Origin of the sequence: Nonomuraea sp. NPDC000554, from assembly GCF_040300065.1 — a bacterium.
Classification (GTDB): Bacteria; Actinomycetota; Actinomycetes; order Streptosporangiales; family Streptosporangiaceae; genus Nonomuraea.
On record NZ_JBEPDC010000001.1, the window covers coordinates 71,117 to 86,323 of the forward strand.

Consider the following 15,207-nt stretch of genomic DNA (forward strand, 5'->3'; position numbering starts at 1 on the left):
CTGCCCTTTTCTCGACGGTTTCCGACCAGGGTAGTGAACGCACGCCCGGGACGCGTCATTCCGCCAATGCTCGCGTGAGAGACGCCCGCCGATCTACAGTCGGAGGCGTATGACGACTTTCCGGTCCGCGTCTGGCGAGGGGCACACCGAGATCGTCCTCACCTCCGGCAATCCGTACGGGAGCCGGACGCTCGTGGTGGAGCGGGACGAGGACGCCTCGGTCGCCTACCTGTGCTCGCCCGGCGGCGCCGTGCACGGCGCCGTGTGGCTGGCCAACCACCGCGCCGCCCCCTCCGGCGTGGACCAGGCCAGGGTCGCCGCCGGGCTGCCGCCGCTGATGCCCGCGGCCGGAACCCGGCACCCGGCCGGCCGCCCCCTGCTCGGACGGCTGTCCACGCTCTGGTTCGAGGAGGGCGACGGCGTCGCCCTGTACGAGGACGACGACCTGCTCGCGGTCATCCCGGGCTGGGCCGACATGAGCAGGGGCATGCCCGGGTACGCGCGCGACGCCGTCGGCGAGTCGCCGTTCGCCTGGGCGCTGTCGGAGGCCCTGGAGGGGCTGGAGCCGCGTATCGCGAACGCCGGGTCCTACTGGCGGTGGCGCGACGGCGAGGGATCGTGGCGGTCGTTCCAGCAGTTCGTCATGGGCCACCTGGACCGGGTCCTCGGCCCCGCGGGCAGGTACTGGGACGCCAGCGGGGAGCGGCTGCCCACCGTGGGGATCACCGAGCGGCCGCCCGTGCCGGGCCGCGACTTCACCGTCCTGTCGACGGTCGGGATGAGCTGCCAGCGCATGCCCACCGTCGAGCAGTGGCTGGACCGGCCCGGCGCGTACGCCAGGATCGAACTGGCCGTCACCACCCACGACGACCCGCGCGAGGCGGCGCTGCTGCTGGTCTGGCTGGCGCAGTACCCGTGGCACTCGGTGACCTGGCTCGGCCACGGGCACACCGCGAAGTGGTACCACGAGCCCGCCACGTTCCCGCTGGGCTCGCAGTACTCGGGGGTCCTCATGCTCGCCGACCCGCCCGGCATGCCCGGCATGTCGGGCTTCACGTTCGGCGGCGAGGCCGTGCGCTGGCTCTGGCTGACGCCCGTCACCAGCGAGACGCTAGAAGAACAGCGACATTAGCAACCAGATCGGCACCAGCGTGGTCACCAGCGAGTCGAGCCGGTCCATCAGCCCGCCGTGGCCGGGCAGGATCGTGCCGAGGTCCTTGATGCCGAGATCTCTTTTGATCATGGACTCGATCAGGTCGCCCACGGTGGCCAGCAGCGCGGCCACTGCGCCGATCAGCGCGCCCTGCCAGAGCTGCCCGCCCATGAGCCAGGACACCAGCCAGGCCCCGACCCCCACACAGACGACGACGGACCCGGCGAAACCCTCCCAGGTCTTCTTCGGGCTGATGGCGGTCATCGGATGCCGGCCCACCAGCACGCCCGCCGCGTACCCGCCGATGTCGCTGGCCACGGTCACCGCGATGAAGATCAGCACGCGGTTGTCACCGTCGACCGGCCTGAGCAGCAGCGCCGCGAAGCCCGCCAGCAGCGGCGGGTAGACCAGCAGGAACGTGGACGCCGTCGCGTCGCGGACGAACCCGTCGGTGCCCGAGCTGAACATCCGCCAGATCAGCAGCGCGAACACGGAGACCACGAACGTGCCGAGCAGCCACACAGGCCCGCCCCAGTAGGCTCCGGCCTGCATCGCCGCCATCGCGGCCACCACGGGGACGGCGGGCACCTTGATGCCGCGGCTGCCGAACGCCTGGACCAGCTCCATCACGCCCACGCCGACCGCGGCCACGAGCACGAGGAGGAACAGCTCCTTGATCGTGTAGAGCGAGCCGATGACAGCCGCGCCCAGCCCCACCCCGACCGCTATCGCGGCAGGCAGGTTCCTTCCGCTACGGCCGCCGCCGCTCGGGCTGGTGCCAGCCGTAGATTGTTCCACAGAGTCTCTCCATGAGCCACGGCCCCCGCCACCGGGCGAGGGCCGTGTGGCGTGCTGCTCAGACCTCGAGCAGCTCGGCTTCCTTGTGCTTGAGCAGCTCGTCGATCTTGGCGACGTGCTTCTGGGTGAGGTCGTCGAGCTCCTTCTCGGCCCGGCGCACCTCGTCCTCGCCCGCCTCGCCGTCCTTGATCATCTTGTCGAGGAGGTCCTTGGCCGTGCGGCGGATGTTCCGCACGGAGATCTTGGCGTGCTCGCCCTTGTTCCTGGCGACCTTGATGTACTCCTTGCGGCGCTCCTCCGACAGCTCGGGGAACGTCACGCGGATCACCTGGCCGTCGTTGCCGGGGTTGACACCGAGGTCCGAGTCGCGGATCGCCTTCTCGATCGCGGCCATCGAACCCTTGTCGTAGGGCTGGATGATGACCATGCGGGCCTCTGGCACGTGGAACGAGGCCAGCTGCTGGATCGGGGTCGGCGAGCCGTAGTACTCGGCATTGATCTTGTTGAACATCGAAGGGGTGACCCGGCCCGTACGGATGCTCGCGAAGTCCTCCTTCGCGACCGAGACGGCCTTGTCCATCTTGTCCTCGGCTTCGAGGAGGGTTTCGTCGATCACAGCGGCTCCCTGTCTTCTGGCTGGCGGTGTCGGGCTCGCTCGCTCATTTGCCTGCGGGACTCACCAGCGTGCCGATCTTCTCACCGCGGACCGCCCGCAGGATGTTGCCCTCGCCCATCAGGTCGAAGACCACGATCGGCAGGTCGTTGTCCTTGCACAGGCTGATCGCGGTGGCGTCCATGACCTGCAGGTCGCGGATCAGCACCTCGCCGTAGTCGAGGTGGTCGAAACGGACCGCGTCGGGGTTCTTCCGCGGGTCGGAGTCGTAGACCCCATCGACCTGGGTGCCCTTGAGCAGCGCCTCGGCCCCGATCTCCAGGGCGCGCTGCGACGCCGCCGTGTCGGTGGAGAAGAACGGCGAGCCGAGCCCGGCGCCGAAGATGACCACGCGCCCCTTCTCCAGGTGCCTGATCGCGCGGCGCGGCAGGAACGGCTCCGCCACCTGCTGCATGGTGATGGCGGTCTGGACGCGGGTCTCGACACCGCGTCTCTCCAGGAAGTCCTGGAGCGCCAGGCAGTTGATGACCGTGCCGAGCATGCCCATGTAGTCGGCTCTGGCCCGGTCGATGCCCTGCTCGGACAGGGCGGCGCCGCGGAACATGTTCCCGCCGCCGACCACGACCGAGACCTGCACCCCCTCGCGCACCGCCTCGGCGATCGAGTCGGCCAGGTGGTCGACCACCAGCGGGTCGATGCCGAGCGGCTCGCCGCCGGCGAACGCCTCACCCGACAGCTTCAGCATGACCCGCTTCCACCTGAGCGGGCTCTGGGACGAGGAAGCCGCCGTCCGTGTGGATTCGTGGGTTGGCTCCCGGTGGTCCTGCACGGCGGCGGCCTCCTTCGTTAGGCGGTTCTTAGGGCTGGTGGACGTTCGCTCAAGCCTAAGCCTGGCCGACCTTGTAACGGACAAAGGCGAGCACCTCGACGCCGTTCTCCTCGGCGTACTTGCCCACGCTCTTCTTGTTGTCCTTCACGAACGCCTGCTGGAGCAGGGTGAAGTCCTTGTACCAGCCGTTCACCCGGCCGTCGACGATCTTGCCGATCGCGGCCTCGGGCTTGCCCTCCTCGCGGGTCATCTCCTCGAAGAGCTTGCGCTCCTTCTCGATGACCTCGGCCGGGACGGCGGCGGCGTTCAGGTACTGCGGGGCCATCGCGGCGGCGTGCTGGGCGATGTCCTTGGCGACCTCGGCGTTCGGCTTGTCGAGCTGCACGAGCACGCCGACGGCCGGCGGCAGCGCCGGGTCGGTGCGGTGCATGTAGGCGCCGATGTAGCCGCCCTCCAGCACCGCGAAGCGGCGGATCTCGATCTTCTCGCCCAGCGCGGCGTTCGCCACGTCGAGGTGCTCCTTGACGGTCTTGCCGTCGAAGGACGAGTCGAGCAGGGTCTGCACGTCGGCCGGCTTGGTCTCCAGCACGTGCGCGACGACCTGGTTGGCCAGCTCCTGGAAGCGCTCGCCCTTGGCCACGAAGTCGGTCTCGCAGTTGATCTCGAGCAGCGCGGCGGTGGAGTCGCCGTCCTGCTTGAGCGCGACCAGGCCCTGGGACGCGGTACGCGCCTCGCGCTTGCCGACGTCCTTGGCACCCTTGAGGCGCAGCAGCTCGACGGCGCGGTCGAAGTCGCCCTCGGACTCCTCGAGCGCCTTCTTGCAGTCCATCATGCCGGCAGCGGTGATCTCGCGAAGCCGCTTGACGTCGGCCATGTTCACGGAAGCCATTGCTTTTTCCTTGTGGGATGTCGTCGTGGATCGGGTGGGCGCCGGACACCGGCGCCCACCCTGGGTTGGTACGGCAACCGCGTGCCGTACAGGAGCCTTACTCGGCTGCTGCTCCTGCTGCCCGAGGAGCGGGCGGTCAGGCCTGCTGCTCGGTCTCGCCCTCGGCGGCGGCCTGCTCCTCGGCGGGAGCGGCGGCCTCAGTCTCGGCGGCCTGCTCCTCGGCGGGAGCGGCGGCCTCAGTCTCGGCGGCCTGCTCCTCGGCAGGAGCGGCGGCCTCAGCCTCGGCAGGAGCGGCGGCCTCAGCCTCGGCGGCGGTGTCGGAGCTCTCGGCGGGGCGCTCGCCGCCGCCCTGCTCGATCAGCTCGCGCTCCCACTCGGCCAGCGGCTCGGCGGCGGCCGGCTTCTCGTCACCGCGGGCGGCGCCCGAGCGGGCCATCAGGCCGGCGGCGACACCGTCGGCGACGACCCTGGTCAGCAGGCCGACGGCGCGGATGGCGTCGTCGTTGCCCGGGATCGGGTAGTCGACCTCGTCGGGGTCGCAGTTGGTGTCGAGGATCGCGACGACAGGGATGCCGAGCTTCTTGGCCTCGCTGATCGCGATGTGCTCCTTCTTGGTGTCGACGACCCACACCGCGGAGGGCACGCGGCCCATGTCGCGGATGCCGCCGAGCGTGCGCTCCAGCTTGTCCTTCTCACGCCGGCGCATGAGGAGCTCCTTCTTGGTGAGCCCCGAGCCCGCGACGTTGTCGAAGTCGAGCTCCTCGAGCTCCTTCAGACGCTGCAGCCTCTTGTGCACCGTGGAGAAGTTGGTGAGCATGCCGCCCAGCCAGCGCTGGTTCACGTACGGCATGCCGACCCGGGCGGCCTGCTCGGAGATGGCCTCCTGGGCCTGCTTCTTGGTGCCGATGAACAGGATCGTGCCGCCGTGGGCGACGGTCTCCTTGACGAAGTCGTAGGCACGGTCGATGTACGACAGCGACTTCTGCAGGTCGATGATGTAGATGCCGTTGCGCTCGGTGAAGATGAAGCGCTTCATCTTCGGGTTCCAGCGGCGGGTCTGGTGACCGAAGTGAACGCCGCTCTCGAGCAGCTGTCGCATGGTGACGACGGGGGCCATGTGATGGTCCTCCAGGTCTGGGCGCCCTGCGCGCGGGCGCGGTTCTCGGTTGTGCCGCGGCAGCACGGCGGCTGCCGCCCTGATGCCCCGAAACCGCTCCAGCCGGGCCAGAGCCCGGACCGAAGGAGCGGTGCGCAGTGGGACATGCGAAGTCGGCCTGTGGTGTCAGGCCACCGAGAAGTCTACCTCCCACGCCGTCCCCGCCTGACCGTTCCAGGTCAATGGCGGCCTTCCGCCCGTCGTCAGACCGCACCGCGGGCGCGGCGACACGGCGGCTCACCCCTCCTTGCCCGCAGGCGAGAGGCTACCGTCCTTCTTGCTCTCCTGGATTTCGTTGACGATGCGGCGCAGCGCGGGCACCTGCAGCCGGAAGGAGAGCAGCACGGCCGCGAACAAGACGATGCCCGGGAGCTGCGACAGCAGGAACGACTCCGCGATCTCGGCGGCGGTGAACCGGTACACCACGATCACCCGCAGCACCGACTCCACCAGCAGGAACAGCGCGAAGGTGGCGGTCATCAGCCGCTGACGGAAGCGGAAGGGGGCCGAGGTCCGCCACGCCTTCTCGTAGGCGGCCTCGCGCTCGGGGTCGCCGCGCGTGGCCAGGGGCCGCGCGGTCAGGTAGATCACCGGCCTGCCGACGAAGCAGGTGGCGCCGAGGAACACGCCGGCGAGCGCCGTGTAGAACGACGGCTTGATCGCGACGATCCGGGGGTCGTCGGTGACGAACAGCAGCACGATCGACAGCACGATCTCCAGGACGACCAGCACGCCGATCAGGTCCATCTTCCGGCGGCGGACGGTGTTGACGGTGACGGCCACGCCGGTAGCCAGGCCCGCCACGGTGAGCGCCCAGAAGTCGTCCAGCCCGACCTGCTTGAGCAGCAGGTAGAGCACGACGGGCACCGCCACGTCGATGATCAGCGGCAGCAGCGGGCGGATCCTCGAACCTGGTCCGTTGGTCATGCGCTGACCCCTTCCGTGTTCTGGGTGCGGGCGCCGAACATGGTCTCCGCGCCCCGCAGGGAGCGGCTGATGGCTCGTCGGGCACCGGGAACCCGGCCCCAGCACGGCGGCCGTGCGGCCCAGCCCGATCTCGGACGACGCCACTCCGTAGTTCACGTCCAGCTCTCCTGTCGGCAAACGCCGGTCACAGCACCTCAACAGGTCGCACTCGAGCGTCACTCGAGAAGCGCTTGAGGCATCTACAGTTCGCTCCGGGAGGCGGTCGTGTGCTCGGCCGCCGACGACGATCACCGTCGCCTGGTCATCGGCGACCACGCCACAGTGGAGGTGGCATGAGAATCCTGGTAACCGGCGGAGCCGGCTTCATCGGCTCCCACTACGTCCGCACGCTGCTGTCCGGCGGCTATCCCGGTTTCGCCGACGCCGACGTCACCGTCGTCGACGCGCTCACCTACGCCGGCGACCGCGGCAGCCTGCCCGCGCAGCACCCGCGGCTGACGTTCGTCGAGGGCGACATCTGCGACCAGCAGCTGATGCTGGACGTGCTGCCCGGTCACGACGCGGTCGTGCACTTCGCCGCCGAGTCGCACGTGGACCGCTCGGTGGACGGCGCCGCCGAGTTCGTCCGCACCAACGTGGGCGGCACCCACAGCGTGCTGGAGGCCGCGCGGCTGTCCGGCGTGCCGAAGGTGGTGTGCGTCTCCACCGACGAGGTGTACGGGTCGATCGCCACCGGCTCGTGGACCGAGGACTTCCCGCTGCTGCCGAACTCGCCGTACGCCGCCAGCAAGGCCGGCGCGGACCTGATCGCCCGCTCGTTCTTCCGCACCTACGGCCTGGATGTGCGCATCACCCGCTGCTGCAACAACTACGGCCCCTACCAGCATGTGGAGAAGCTGATCCCGCGCTTCCTGACGAACCTGCTGTCGGGCGAGCAGGTGCCGCTGTACGGCCACGGGAGGAACGTCCGCGAGTGGCTGCACGTGGACGACCACTGCCGGGCCGTCCAGCTCGTGCTGACCGACGGCCGGGCGGGCGAGATCTACAACATCGGCGGCGGGCACGAGCTGACCAACCTGGAGCTGACCTCGTCCCTGCTGGAGCTGTGCGGCGCCGACTGGGACATGGTCCAGCACGTGGCCGACCGGCCGGGGCACGACCTGCGCTACAGCCTGGACGACGGCAAGATCCGGGCGCAGCTCGGCTGGGAGCCGCGGATCGGGTTCGAGCAGGGGCTGGCCGAGACCGCCGCCTGGTACCGCGACAACCGGGCCTGGTGGGAGAGGCTGCGCGAGCGCTCTCTGGCGACCTCCGGATGACCCCGTCCGGCCGCGGCCCGGCACCCCGGGAACCGCGACCTGCGCGCGGCCTTGCACCCCGGGAACCGCGACCTGCGCACGGCTCGGCGTGCCGGAACCGCGACCTGCGCGCGGCTCGGCGTGCCGGGGACCGCGGGCGTTCGTCGCGCGGCCCGGGATCGCAACCTGGGATCGCGGCCCGGGATCACAGCCAGCCGTTGCGCGCGGCCAGGATGCCCGCCTCGAAGCGGCTGCGCGCGTTCAGCCGCCTCATCAGCTCCGACACCAGCCGCCTGATGGTGCGCAGCGACAACCCCAGCTTGCGGCTGATCGACTCGTCGGTGTGACCGTCGGCGAGCAGCAGCAGGATCTCCCTGTCCCTGCTGGACAGCCCCCTGCTGTCGGCCGCCGGCCTCTCGTCCCACGGGGTGGCGACGCTCCAGAACTGCTGGAACAGCACCCGCATCGCCGCGACGGCGCCCTGGCTGCGCAGTTCGAGCGCGCCACGGCGGCCGTTGTCGGGGTCGAGCGGGACCAGCGCCACCTCCGCGTCCACGATGATCATCAGCATGGGCAGCGAGGGCACGGTCCGCGTCTCCGCGCCCATGGACGTGAGCCACCGCACGTACTGCAGGGTTCCCGGGTCGTTGCGGAAGCTCTCCTGGTAGATGGTGCGCAGGATGACACCGCGCTCCAGCGCCTGGTGGTTCAGCGGTTTGCCCGCCTCGATGCTGTCGGGCAGCTGCGCCCCTCCCGGCAGGAACGACAGGCACTCGTGCCGGGCGCACGCCGCCAGCTCCTCCAGCCGGTTGCGCACCGCGTCAAGCCCGACGAGCTGGTGGACGAGCTCGGGCGCGTACGCGCCCTTGCCGCTGTAGCGCGAGGCCAGGGCGGCGACCGCGGTGCGGGTCGCCTCGATCTGCCGCTGCCTCGCGGCCAGCTCCAGCTCGCTGCGCGCCAGCAGCGCCGACAGGCCCACCTCCGGGCTGACGGGACGCAGCCGCCCCTGCTCCAGCCGGTCGGGACGGAGCAGGTGCCTGTCGGCGAGATCGTCCAGTGCGGCGCGAATGTCGGCCTCGGACAGGCCCAGATGCGCGGCGAGCTGCTCCGGCCCCCACTCCGGGTGGTCCAGCATGAGCAGGTAGACGGTCTGTGTCTGCGACCTCAAGCCCAGCGCTTCCAGCATGTACGAGCTCCCTCACCCCGTGTGGCGCAGCCGTGCCAAGCCCCCGCAACAATAATCGGGCCAAAGCGACCGGGCAACGACAATCCTTTGTCGGCAACAGAACGCTCTGCCGTCAACTTCCCGCGCGGTCACCTCGCGTCGCAGTGAGCCAGCCGTGCGTATTCAGGACGGAAATCCTTCCAGCCCGGAAAGCGCTCGGAGATCGCTTTCCCAGATGGCCGGAAGGTGCCAGGACAGATGGTGACACGAGCAAATCTCCCCTGGCCAGCGGCGTCATATCCGTTTTCGGCGCATCACCATCGTGCCCGGCCGGTTGGTGCAACGCCAAAACAATGGCCACCCCTCGGACCAGGCTCCGATAATCAGCTCACCAAGGCGTCCGGTCCGGCGCCACAGGAAACCGCCAATTAGCCGGGAGCGGCACGATGAACACCTTCAGCCGCATCACCTTCAAGAGCATCAGCGCCCTCCTCGCGGCCGGCGTCCGCGCAGGGGGTCATCGCCGGCGCCCAGGCGCTGCGCGCCGCGGCCGACAGCGCCGCCCCCGACGGCGTCCCCGCGACGCTCGTGACGGACGGGCCCGACTGCGGCTTCAACTGGGGCCACCCGGCCTCGCACGAGATCCGCTGGACACCTCATGTACATGATCGCAGCCACGCTGGTCCCCTCGGGCCACTGCGAAGTGCCAGATCAGTCGGTTCTCACCGACATCTTCTGGACGCTGACCACCCCCGAGGACGGGCTCCAGCACGTACGCATCGTCGCCGACACGAGCGTCGAGCTGGTCGTCTTCCTCAAGGTGGCCAGCGGTGACGCCGCACTCGCCGCCGCCCGGCTGCTGTGCCACCGCGTCCTCGCCACCTCGTCCTACCTCGACGGCTGGCACGTCCACTCGGTGGGCCTCCTCGACTACGAGACCTGGCCGTGCCCGCCGGACGTCCCGCGCCTTCCCTGACACCCGCGCACTCGTTTCCTCCCAGACAGCAAGGAAAGCCAGCATGCGCATCGAAATCCTCGGCCCCCTGGAGGCATGGGACTCAGGTGTCTCCGTACTGCCGTCCGCCGGCAAGCCGCGGCAGCTCCTCGCCCTGCTCGCGCTCAACCACGGCCGGCTCGTGACCTCGGCGACCCTGGCCGAGGAGCTGTGGCATGACAAGGTCCCGCGCAGCGTCAACACCACCCTCCAGACGTACATCCTGCAGCTGCGCAGGAAGCTCGACACCGCGCGCGGCCGCACCGGCAAGCGCACCGGCAAGGACCTGCTCGTCACCCGGCACAGCGGCTACCAGCTCCAGCTCCGCGACGACGAACTCGACACGAGCGAGCACGAGCGGCTGATCAGGGCAGGCGCCCAGGCCGTCGAGGCACACGACGACGCCCGCGCCTCCACGCTGCTCGCCCAGGCGCTCAGCCTGTGGCGCGGCACACCCCTGGTCGACGTGCCCATCGGCCCCCAGCTCGAACTGGAGGTGATGCGGCTCGAACAGCTCCACCTGTCGGCCGTCGAGAGGTGGATCGAAGCCGAGCTGCGCCTCGGACGCCACCACGGCCTCCTCAGCGAGCTGGCCGTCCTGTGCGCGCGGCATCCGCTGAACGAGACCCTCCAGACCGGATACATGCTCGCCCTCTACCGCGCCGGACGGCAGTGGCAGGCGCTCGACGCCTACCGGCGGCTGCACACCGTCCTGCGGCGGGAGCTGCGGGTGGAACCGTCCGGCAGGACCCAGCAGCTGATGCGGGCCATCGCCGCCTCCGACCCGGCCCTCGACCACGCGCCCCACCAGATGATCGGAGTCGCCGGCTCCGGCGGCCCGGGCATCCCGACAAGCTCGCCGACCAGATCAGGGACGCCATCCTCGACGCGTTCCTCGCCAGCCGGTTTCGACGGTTCCACCTGCGGCGTCTCGACGTCCATCGACGCCCAGCCGGCCGACATCGCCCAGCGCGTGGCCGCCGCCGGCTCCTGACTTGCGCCGGGGGCCGTCAGCTCGCGTCGTGGTCCTCGGTGGGCAGGCCGGGCGCCGGGCGCTGCGCGTACAGGAACAGGCTCACCTGCGCCTCGGCGACCCTGGCGCCCTCGGGCGCGTCCTCCGGGCTCCGGTGACGGGCGACGTACGGCTGGAGCAGCTTGTCGATCTCCTCGCCGAGCCGCTTCATCTCGGCGGCGTCGAGCCTGAGCAGGGTGCGGCTGAGGCGGGTGGCGTCCTTCCACTCGTCGGGCTCCCGGTCACCGCCGGCGAGGGCGCGTTCCACCGCCTCGTTGGCGTCCCGGCGGAACGCCCGGATCAGCAGGTCCTTGGCCTCGCGCACGTCCTGCTGATCACCCGAGCGGGACGCGATCGACAGCGACTTGGCCACCGATCTCCACACCCGTTCCCGGCCGTCCCCGCGTGGCGGCGCGTCCTCCACGAATCCGTACTTGGCCAGCATCCGCAGGTGGTAGCTGGCCGCGCTGGGCGTGATGCCGGCGATCTCGGCGACCTCGGTGGCGGTGGCGCTGCCCACGACGCCGAGCTGGTTCAGGATCGTCAAACGCGCCGGATGGGCCAGAGCTCGCATCGCCTTGGGATCACTGAGCGACTCGATGTCCCGCGTCATGCGGTCAAAGGTACCCGGATCAGTCGTGAAGCATTGCCTTCACAACTCTGAAGGGATACTTTCACAGTCGTGAAGCAAATCCTTCACGATTTGGAGTGCCTTACATGACCGACCCGACGCCCGTCCGGACGTCCTCCCAAGACGGGACAGAGCCGCCGCCCCGTCGAACGTCCTCCCGTGACGAGACGGAGCCGCCGCCCCTCCGCAAGCAACGCGACTACCGGTTGCTGTGGACCGCCCGGACGATCTCGGTCACCGGCTCCGAGGTGTCGAAGCTGGCCGTCCCCCTGACGGCGGTCACCCTCCTGAGCGCCTCCCCGGCGCAGATGGGCCTGCTCACGGCGGCGACCTCGGTGCCCGCCCTGCTGTTCGGCCTGCAGTCGGGCGCGCTCGCCGACCGGCTGACCCGCCACCGCCCCCTGATGATCGCCTGCGAACTGGTCTCCTGCGCCGCCGCCGCGACGGTCCCCCTGGCGTTGCTCGCCGGGCTGCTCAGCGTCCCCTGGCTGATCGTCGTCGCGCTGGTGATCGGCTCGGCCGGAGTCCTGTTCCGGGCGGCGAACTTCCCGCACATCGCCGCGATCATCCCCGAGGAGCAGCGCACGCAGGCCATCGCCAGCTTCAACGCCTCCTACTCGGTGGCCTCGGTCAGCGGCCCCAGCCTGGCGGGACTCCTGGTGCAACTCCTGACAGCCCCCTTCGCCGTACTGGCGGAAGCCGTGTCGTTCCTGGGCTCGGCCCTGCTGCTGCGCGCCATCCGCGCCCCGGAGCGACACCAGCCGGCCCCGTCCCGAGGCATGTGGCGGGACGTCGTGGAGGGCCTGCGCGTCAGCGTCACCACCCCCGTCCTCCGCGCGCTGCTCGGAGCAGGCGTCACCATCAACTTCTTCGCCATGGCCTACACAGCCGTCTACATGCTCTACATGGTGAACACCCTCGGCATCCCCAAGGGCCTGATCGGCCTGCTCATCACGCTCAGCGGCGTCGGCGGCCTGCTCGGCGCCTGGATCACCGCCCGCCTGTCACGCCGTTACGGCGAGAGCCGCATCCTGCTCTGGTCGGTCCTGTGCTTCCCGCTGGAGATCCTGGCGGTCGGCCTGCTGGACGGCCCCCTCTGGTGGAAGCTCGGCCTCCTCGCCGTCACCGGCACGATCACGGGCGGCATCGTGGTCGCGTTCGCCACCTGCATGAGCGCGATCATCCTGCGCGACACCACCCCCGAACTCCGCGGCCGGGTCAACGCCACGACGACCTTCGCGGTGCAGGGCGTCCTGGCGCTGGGCGGCCTGACGGGCGGCGTGATGGCCGAGTTCCTCGGACTGCGTCCGGTCATCCTGATCTGCGCGGCAGGCATCGCGCTGAGCAGCATCTGGATCTGGACCTCCCCCCTGCGTTCCCACGACGGGCCGACCACCACCACATGACGGCCTTCTCCTGCGAGGATCGTTCTCCATGAAACGTCCTGGAGGAGGGCTTGGCGTGGTGGAGACAGCCGACGAGTTACCGCTGCTACGGAGGCGGCGCGTCGCCGCGTACGGGATGTGCGTGCGGGACGGTCAGGTGCTGCTGGCGCGGGTGACTTCACCCGACGGCGGTGAACGTCTGTGGACCATGCCCGGCGGCGGGCTGGAGCACGGCGAGGACCCCCTTGACGCGATGGCCCGGGAAGTGGAGGAGGAAACCGGCTACCAGGTCGAGGCCGAACGCCTGCTGGGCATCGACTCCCGACGACGCTCCCTCCGCGAACCGGGAGCCAGGATCGACTTCCACGCGCTGCGGGTGGTCTATGCCGTCCGGATAGTGGGCGGCGACCTCCGGCACGAGGTCGGCGGGACGACGGATCAGGCCGCCTGGTTCGACCTGGACGAGGTGACGAGCCTGAACCGGGTCGACCTGGTCGACGCCGCCCTCGAGCTACACCGCACCACACCCCCGACAGGGCGCATAGCCAGGGATTAGACCTCCGTCGCCGCTCAGCTTCCGATCCCTGTGCGAGGCCTTGGTCACCACCACGCCGGGCGACCGCGACAGTCGCAGTCGGCGTCGGCGTCGGCGTCGGCGCGTCTACAGGCGCTCCCGGTCAGGAGCTTGAGGGTGGGCCGTGGCCGCCTCGGCTGCGACCAGTGACTCCCAGTTCTCGTCTGGCACCCGGATGAAATCAGCTGTCGGTGCCGGCGGGCAGGCCAAGTTGCCGCAGCGACTGGTCGAGCGCCGCCTGGCACAGGGGCGCAGGCGCCGGCGATCAGACAGGTGAGGCGTCGCGGCGCGTGGACGGCCATCGCGGTATCGCAGTGGCCGGACGCGCCTACGACCACCCGTCACTGACGCCTTCCGGGAGAACCGGGACCGGCGCCTGGTCGCAGATCGACGACAGGTACGCGGTTCAGCCAGCGGCTTGGGCGTCTTGGACCTTGCTGTCACGGCCATGGTGATACTTCGACTTCGATGCCTTCCACCGTGGTCTGCCCGCCCGTAAGACGGAAAGCCCGTGAGACAGAACGCCCGGAAGACAGAACGCCCACAAGACGGAATGCTCCAAGACAGAACGCCCCGAAAACTGCTTGCCCGGATGACGGAACGCCCGTGGCAGCCCATAAATCAACCGCCCGATTGTGGATAGCCCGCCGTTGTCCACAGAATGACGTTCGCACGACACACCGCCCTCGCGGCGCTCACAAACTGTCCGCATGAATCACCACTGCCAACGCCACCCAGCGGTCCACGTCACTCCCCCACCTCTGGCGCGAAGGCCCGCACAGGCGCGCGGCACCCGCACACCTCAGCACGCCGTCCTGTCATCCTCCGACCCACCCAACTCACGCCATCCACCACGAGACTCCGTCCCGACCTCGCCGACACGTCCCCCACTCCCCCTGTCGCCGACGAAGCGCCATCCCGCTGTGCCGGCCACACTGCTGACCACCACCTACGGAGCCTTGGCCTCCCTCACCCTCGTCATCGTCCTGCTGGTCATCGCCGCCACCCCGGCCGCAGCGCGCCCGGCCTGGCGCTGGCCGCTCGACGGGCGTCCACGGATCCTGCGCCACTTCACGCCGCCACCCGAGCCGTGGCTCTCCGGGCACCGCGGCCTGGACCTCGCGGCCGCACCCGCCACCCCGGTCCTCTCGGCCGGGCCCGGCGTGGTCCGCTACGCGGGTCCCGTGGGAGGCCGGGGCGTGGTGACGGTCGATCACGCGGGCGGTCTGCGCACCACGTACCTGCCCGTCAACCCCTCGGTACGGCGTGGCCAACCGATCACACTAGGAGGCGTGCTGGGGGTCGTCGAGAACACGCCCGGCCACTGTCGGGAATCCTGCCTGCACTGGGGTCTCCTTCGCGGCCCGCGCTACCTCGACCCTCTGCTCCTGCTCGGCCAAGCCCACATCCGTCTGCTGCCGTACTGGGGCATGACGAGCGCTCCACCCCGTCCCGCGCAGCCGTCGCCATCCAGCATGCGGACCCTCACCACACAACCGTCCGCCCCCTCCTTCCCCGAGCCCCCATCAACCCGCGCCAACCAGCTGACCTCCGCCGCCCGGCCCCCGGCCCGAGCCACGCCCTCAGGCACACCGCCAACGGAACCATCACTTCAGTTCCTGATGCGCTCCGCATCGACATCCCTGGTGCCGGCCGCCAGCGTGGCCACCCTCCTGGGCGTCCTCTTCCTGATCGCTCTCCTGTCACGCAGGCGTACCCCGACGCGCAGGCACACCCGCACCCGCGGCCGCACCCCAACCATCCCAGCCCCTCGAACGAGTCC

Annotated in this window: 15 protein-coding genes and 1 pseudogene; 7 read left to right on the forward strand and 9 right to left on the reverse strand. The window is 70.0% G+C overall.

Annotated features, from left to right (window positions below; genetic code table 11):
• Window positions 1-109: 109 nt before the first annotated feature.
• Window positions 110-1,132, forward strand: coding sequence for a suppressor of fused domain protein (locus ABT294_RS00335; RefSeq protein ID WP_350802459.1), 1,023 nt, complete (start codon window positions 110-112; stop codon window positions 1,130-1,132).
• Here the strand turns inward: ABT294_RS00335 and ABT294_RS00340 are convergent.
• From ABT294_RS00340 to ABT294_RS00365, 6 genes are all read right to left on the reverse strand, one after another.
• On the reverse strand, window positions 1,112-1,951 hold the full coding sequence (locus ABT294_RS00340) for a phosphatidate cytidylyltransferase (protein ID WP_350802461.1): 840 nt from the start codon (window positions 1,949-1,951) through the stop codon (window positions 1,112-1,114). The genes ABT294_RS00335 and ABT294_RS00340 overlap by 21 nt on opposite strands.
• Window positions 1,952-2,009: 58 nt before the next feature.
• On the reverse strand, window positions 2,010-2,567 hold the full coding sequence (gene frr / locus ABT294_RS00345) for a ribosome recycling factor (protein ID WP_350802463.1): 558 nt from the start codon (window positions 2,565-2,567) through the stop codon (window positions 2,010-2,012).
• 43 nt (window positions 2,568-2,610) lie between these two features.
• Entirely contained in the window at window positions 2,611-3,309 is a 699-nt protein-coding gene (pyrH, locus tag ABT294_RS00350; protein WP_350802464.1) for a UMP kinase, read from the reverse strand.
• A 139-nt stretch (window positions 3,310-3,448) separates the two neighbouring features.
• Entirely contained in the window at window positions 3,449-4,282 is an 834-nt protein-coding gene (tsf, locus tag ABT294_RS00355) for a translation elongation factor Ts (RefSeq protein ID WP_350802465.1), read from the reverse strand.
• A gap of 136 nt (window positions 4,283-4,418) precedes the next feature.
• A complete protein-coding gene (gene rpsB / locus ABT294_RS00360; protein WP_350802466.1) occupies window positions 4,419-5,399 on the reverse strand; it encodes a 30S ribosomal protein S2 in 981 nt (326 codons plus the stop codon).
• 276 nt (window positions 5,400-5,675) lie between these two features.
• The gene (locus ABT294_RS00365) at window positions 5,676-6,365 is read right to left on the reverse strand and encodes a VC0807 family protein (RefSeq protein ID WP_350802468.1); all 690 of its coding nucleotides are present in this window, start codon (window positions 6,363-6,365) and stop codon (window positions 5,676-5,678) included.
• Window positions 6,366-6,697: 332 nt separating this feature from the next.
• Here ABT294_RS00365 and rfbB point away from each other — a divergent pair, with 332 nt between their 5' ends.
• Window positions 6,698-7,684, forward strand: coding sequence for a dTDP-glucose 4,6-dehydratase (gene rfbB / locus ABT294_RS00370; protein ID WP_350802470.1), 987 nt, complete (start codon window positions 6,698-6,700; stop codon window positions 7,682-7,684).
• A 184-nt stretch (window positions 7,685-7,868) separates the two neighbouring features.
• On the opposite strand, the gene ABT294_RS00375 is transcribed toward rfbB, so the two are convergent.
• Complete coding sequence (locus ABT294_RS00375; protein WP_350802471.1) at window positions 7,869-8,849, reverse strand: LuxR C-terminal-related transcriptional regulator; 981 nt, start codon at window positions 8,847-8,849, stop codon at window positions 7,869-7,871.
• Window positions 8,850-9,486: 637 nt separating this feature from the next.
• Here ABT294_RS00375 and ABT294_RS00380 point away from each other — a divergent pair.
• Window positions 9,487-9,804, forward strand: coding sequence for a hypothetical protein (locus ABT294_RS00380; RefSeq protein ID WP_350802473.1), 318 nt, complete (start codon window positions 9,487-9,489; stop codon window positions 9,802-9,804).
• 43 nt (window positions 9,805-9,847) lie between these two features.
• On the forward strand, window positions 9,848-10,816 hold the full coding sequence (locus ABT294_RS00385; protein WP_350802474.1) for an AfsR/SARP family transcriptional regulator: 969 nt from the start codon (window positions 9,848-9,850) through the stop codon (window positions 10,814-10,816).
• 16 nt (window positions 10,817-10,832) lie between these two features.
• On the opposite strand, the gene ABT294_RS00390 is transcribed toward ABT294_RS00385, so the two are convergent.
• Window positions 10,833-11,447 (reverse strand): ArsR/SmtB family transcription factor, encoded by a 615-nt coding sequence (locus ABT294_RS00390; RefSeq protein ID WP_350802476.1) that lies wholly within the window; start codon window positions 11,445-11,447, stop codon window positions 10,833-10,835.
• Window positions 11,448-11,551: 104 nt separating this feature from the next.
• Between ABT294_RS00390 and ABT294_RS00395 the strand changes: the two genes are divergently transcribed.
• The 3 genes and pseudogenes from ABT294_RS00395 to ABT294_RS00405 all read left to right on the forward strand — a co-directional run.
• A complete protein-coding gene (locus ABT294_RS00395) occupies window positions 11,552-12,871 on the forward strand; it encodes an MFS transporter (RefSeq protein WP_350802478.1) in 1,320 nt (439 codons plus the stop codon).
• A 55-nt stretch (window positions 12,872-12,926) separates the two neighbouring features.
• Window positions 12,927-13,406, forward strand: a complete 480-nt coding sequence (locus ABT294_RS00400; protein WP_350802479.1) for an NUDIX hydrolase — start codon at window positions 12,927-12,929, stop codon at window positions 13,404-13,406.
• A 728-nt stretch (window positions 13,407-14,134) separates the two neighbouring features.
• Window positions 14,135-14,794 (forward strand): annotated as a pseudogene (locus ABT294_RS00405) (murein hydrolase activator EnvC family protein); the annotation flags it as partial.
• 242 nt (window positions 14,795-15,036) lie between these two features.
• Here the strand turns inward: ABT294_RS00405 and ABT294_RS00410 are convergent.
• Window positions 15,037-15,186 (reverse strand): hypothetical protein, encoded by a 150-nt coding sequence (locus tag ABT294_RS00410; RefSeq protein ID WP_350803342.1) that lies wholly within the window; start codon window positions 15,184-15,186, stop codon window positions 15,037-15,039.
• Window positions 15,187-15,207 lie beyond the last annotated feature (21 nt).

Coding starts and splice junctions, on each gene's coding strand:
- ABT294_RS00335 (WP_350802459.1), top strand. CDS start 110: ATGACGACTTTCCGGTCCGCGTCTGGCGAGGGGCACACCGAGATCGTC.
- pyrH (WP_350802464.1), bottom strand. CDS start 3,309: ATGCTGAAGCTGTCGGGTGAGGCGTTCGCCGGCGGCGAGCCGCTCGGC.
- tsf (WP_350802465.1), bottom strand. CDS start 4,282: ATGGCTTCCGTGAACATGGCCGACGTCAAGCGGCTTCGCGAGATCACC.
- rpsB (WP_350802466.1), bottom strand. CDS start 5,399: ATGGCCCCCGTCGTCACCATGCGACAGCTGCTCGAGAGCGGCGTTCAC.
- ABT294_RS00365 (WP_350802468.1), bottom strand. CDS start 6,365: ATGACCAACGGACCAGGTTCGAGGATCCGCCCGCTGCTGCCGCTGATC.
- rfbB (WP_350802470.1), top strand. CDS start 6,698: ATGAGAATCCTGGTAACCGGCGGAGCCGGCTTCATCGGCTCCCACTAC.
- ABT294_RS00375 (WP_350802471.1), bottom strand. CDS start 8,849: ATGCTGGAAGCGCTGGGCTTGAGGTCGCAGACACAGACCGTCTACCTG.
- ABT294_RS00380 (WP_350802473.1), top strand. CDS start 9,487: ATGTACATGATCGCAGCCACGCTGGTCCCCTCGGGCCACTGCGAAGTG.
- ABT294_RS00385 (WP_350802474.1), top strand. CDS start 9,848: ATGCGCATCGAAATCCTCGGCCCCCTGGAGGCATGGGACTCAGGTGTC.
- ABT294_RS00390 (WP_350802476.1), bottom strand. CDS start 11,447: ATGACGCGGGACATCGAGTCGCTCAGTGATCCCAAGGCGATGCGAGCT.
- ABT294_RS00395 (WP_350802478.1), top strand. CDS start 11,552: ATGACCGACCCGACGCCCGTCCGGACGTCCTCCCAAGACGGGACAGAG.
- ABT294_RS00410 (WP_350803342.1), bottom strand. CDS start 15,186: ATGGTTGGGGTGCGGCCGCGGGTGCGGGTGTGCCTGCGCGTCGGGGTA.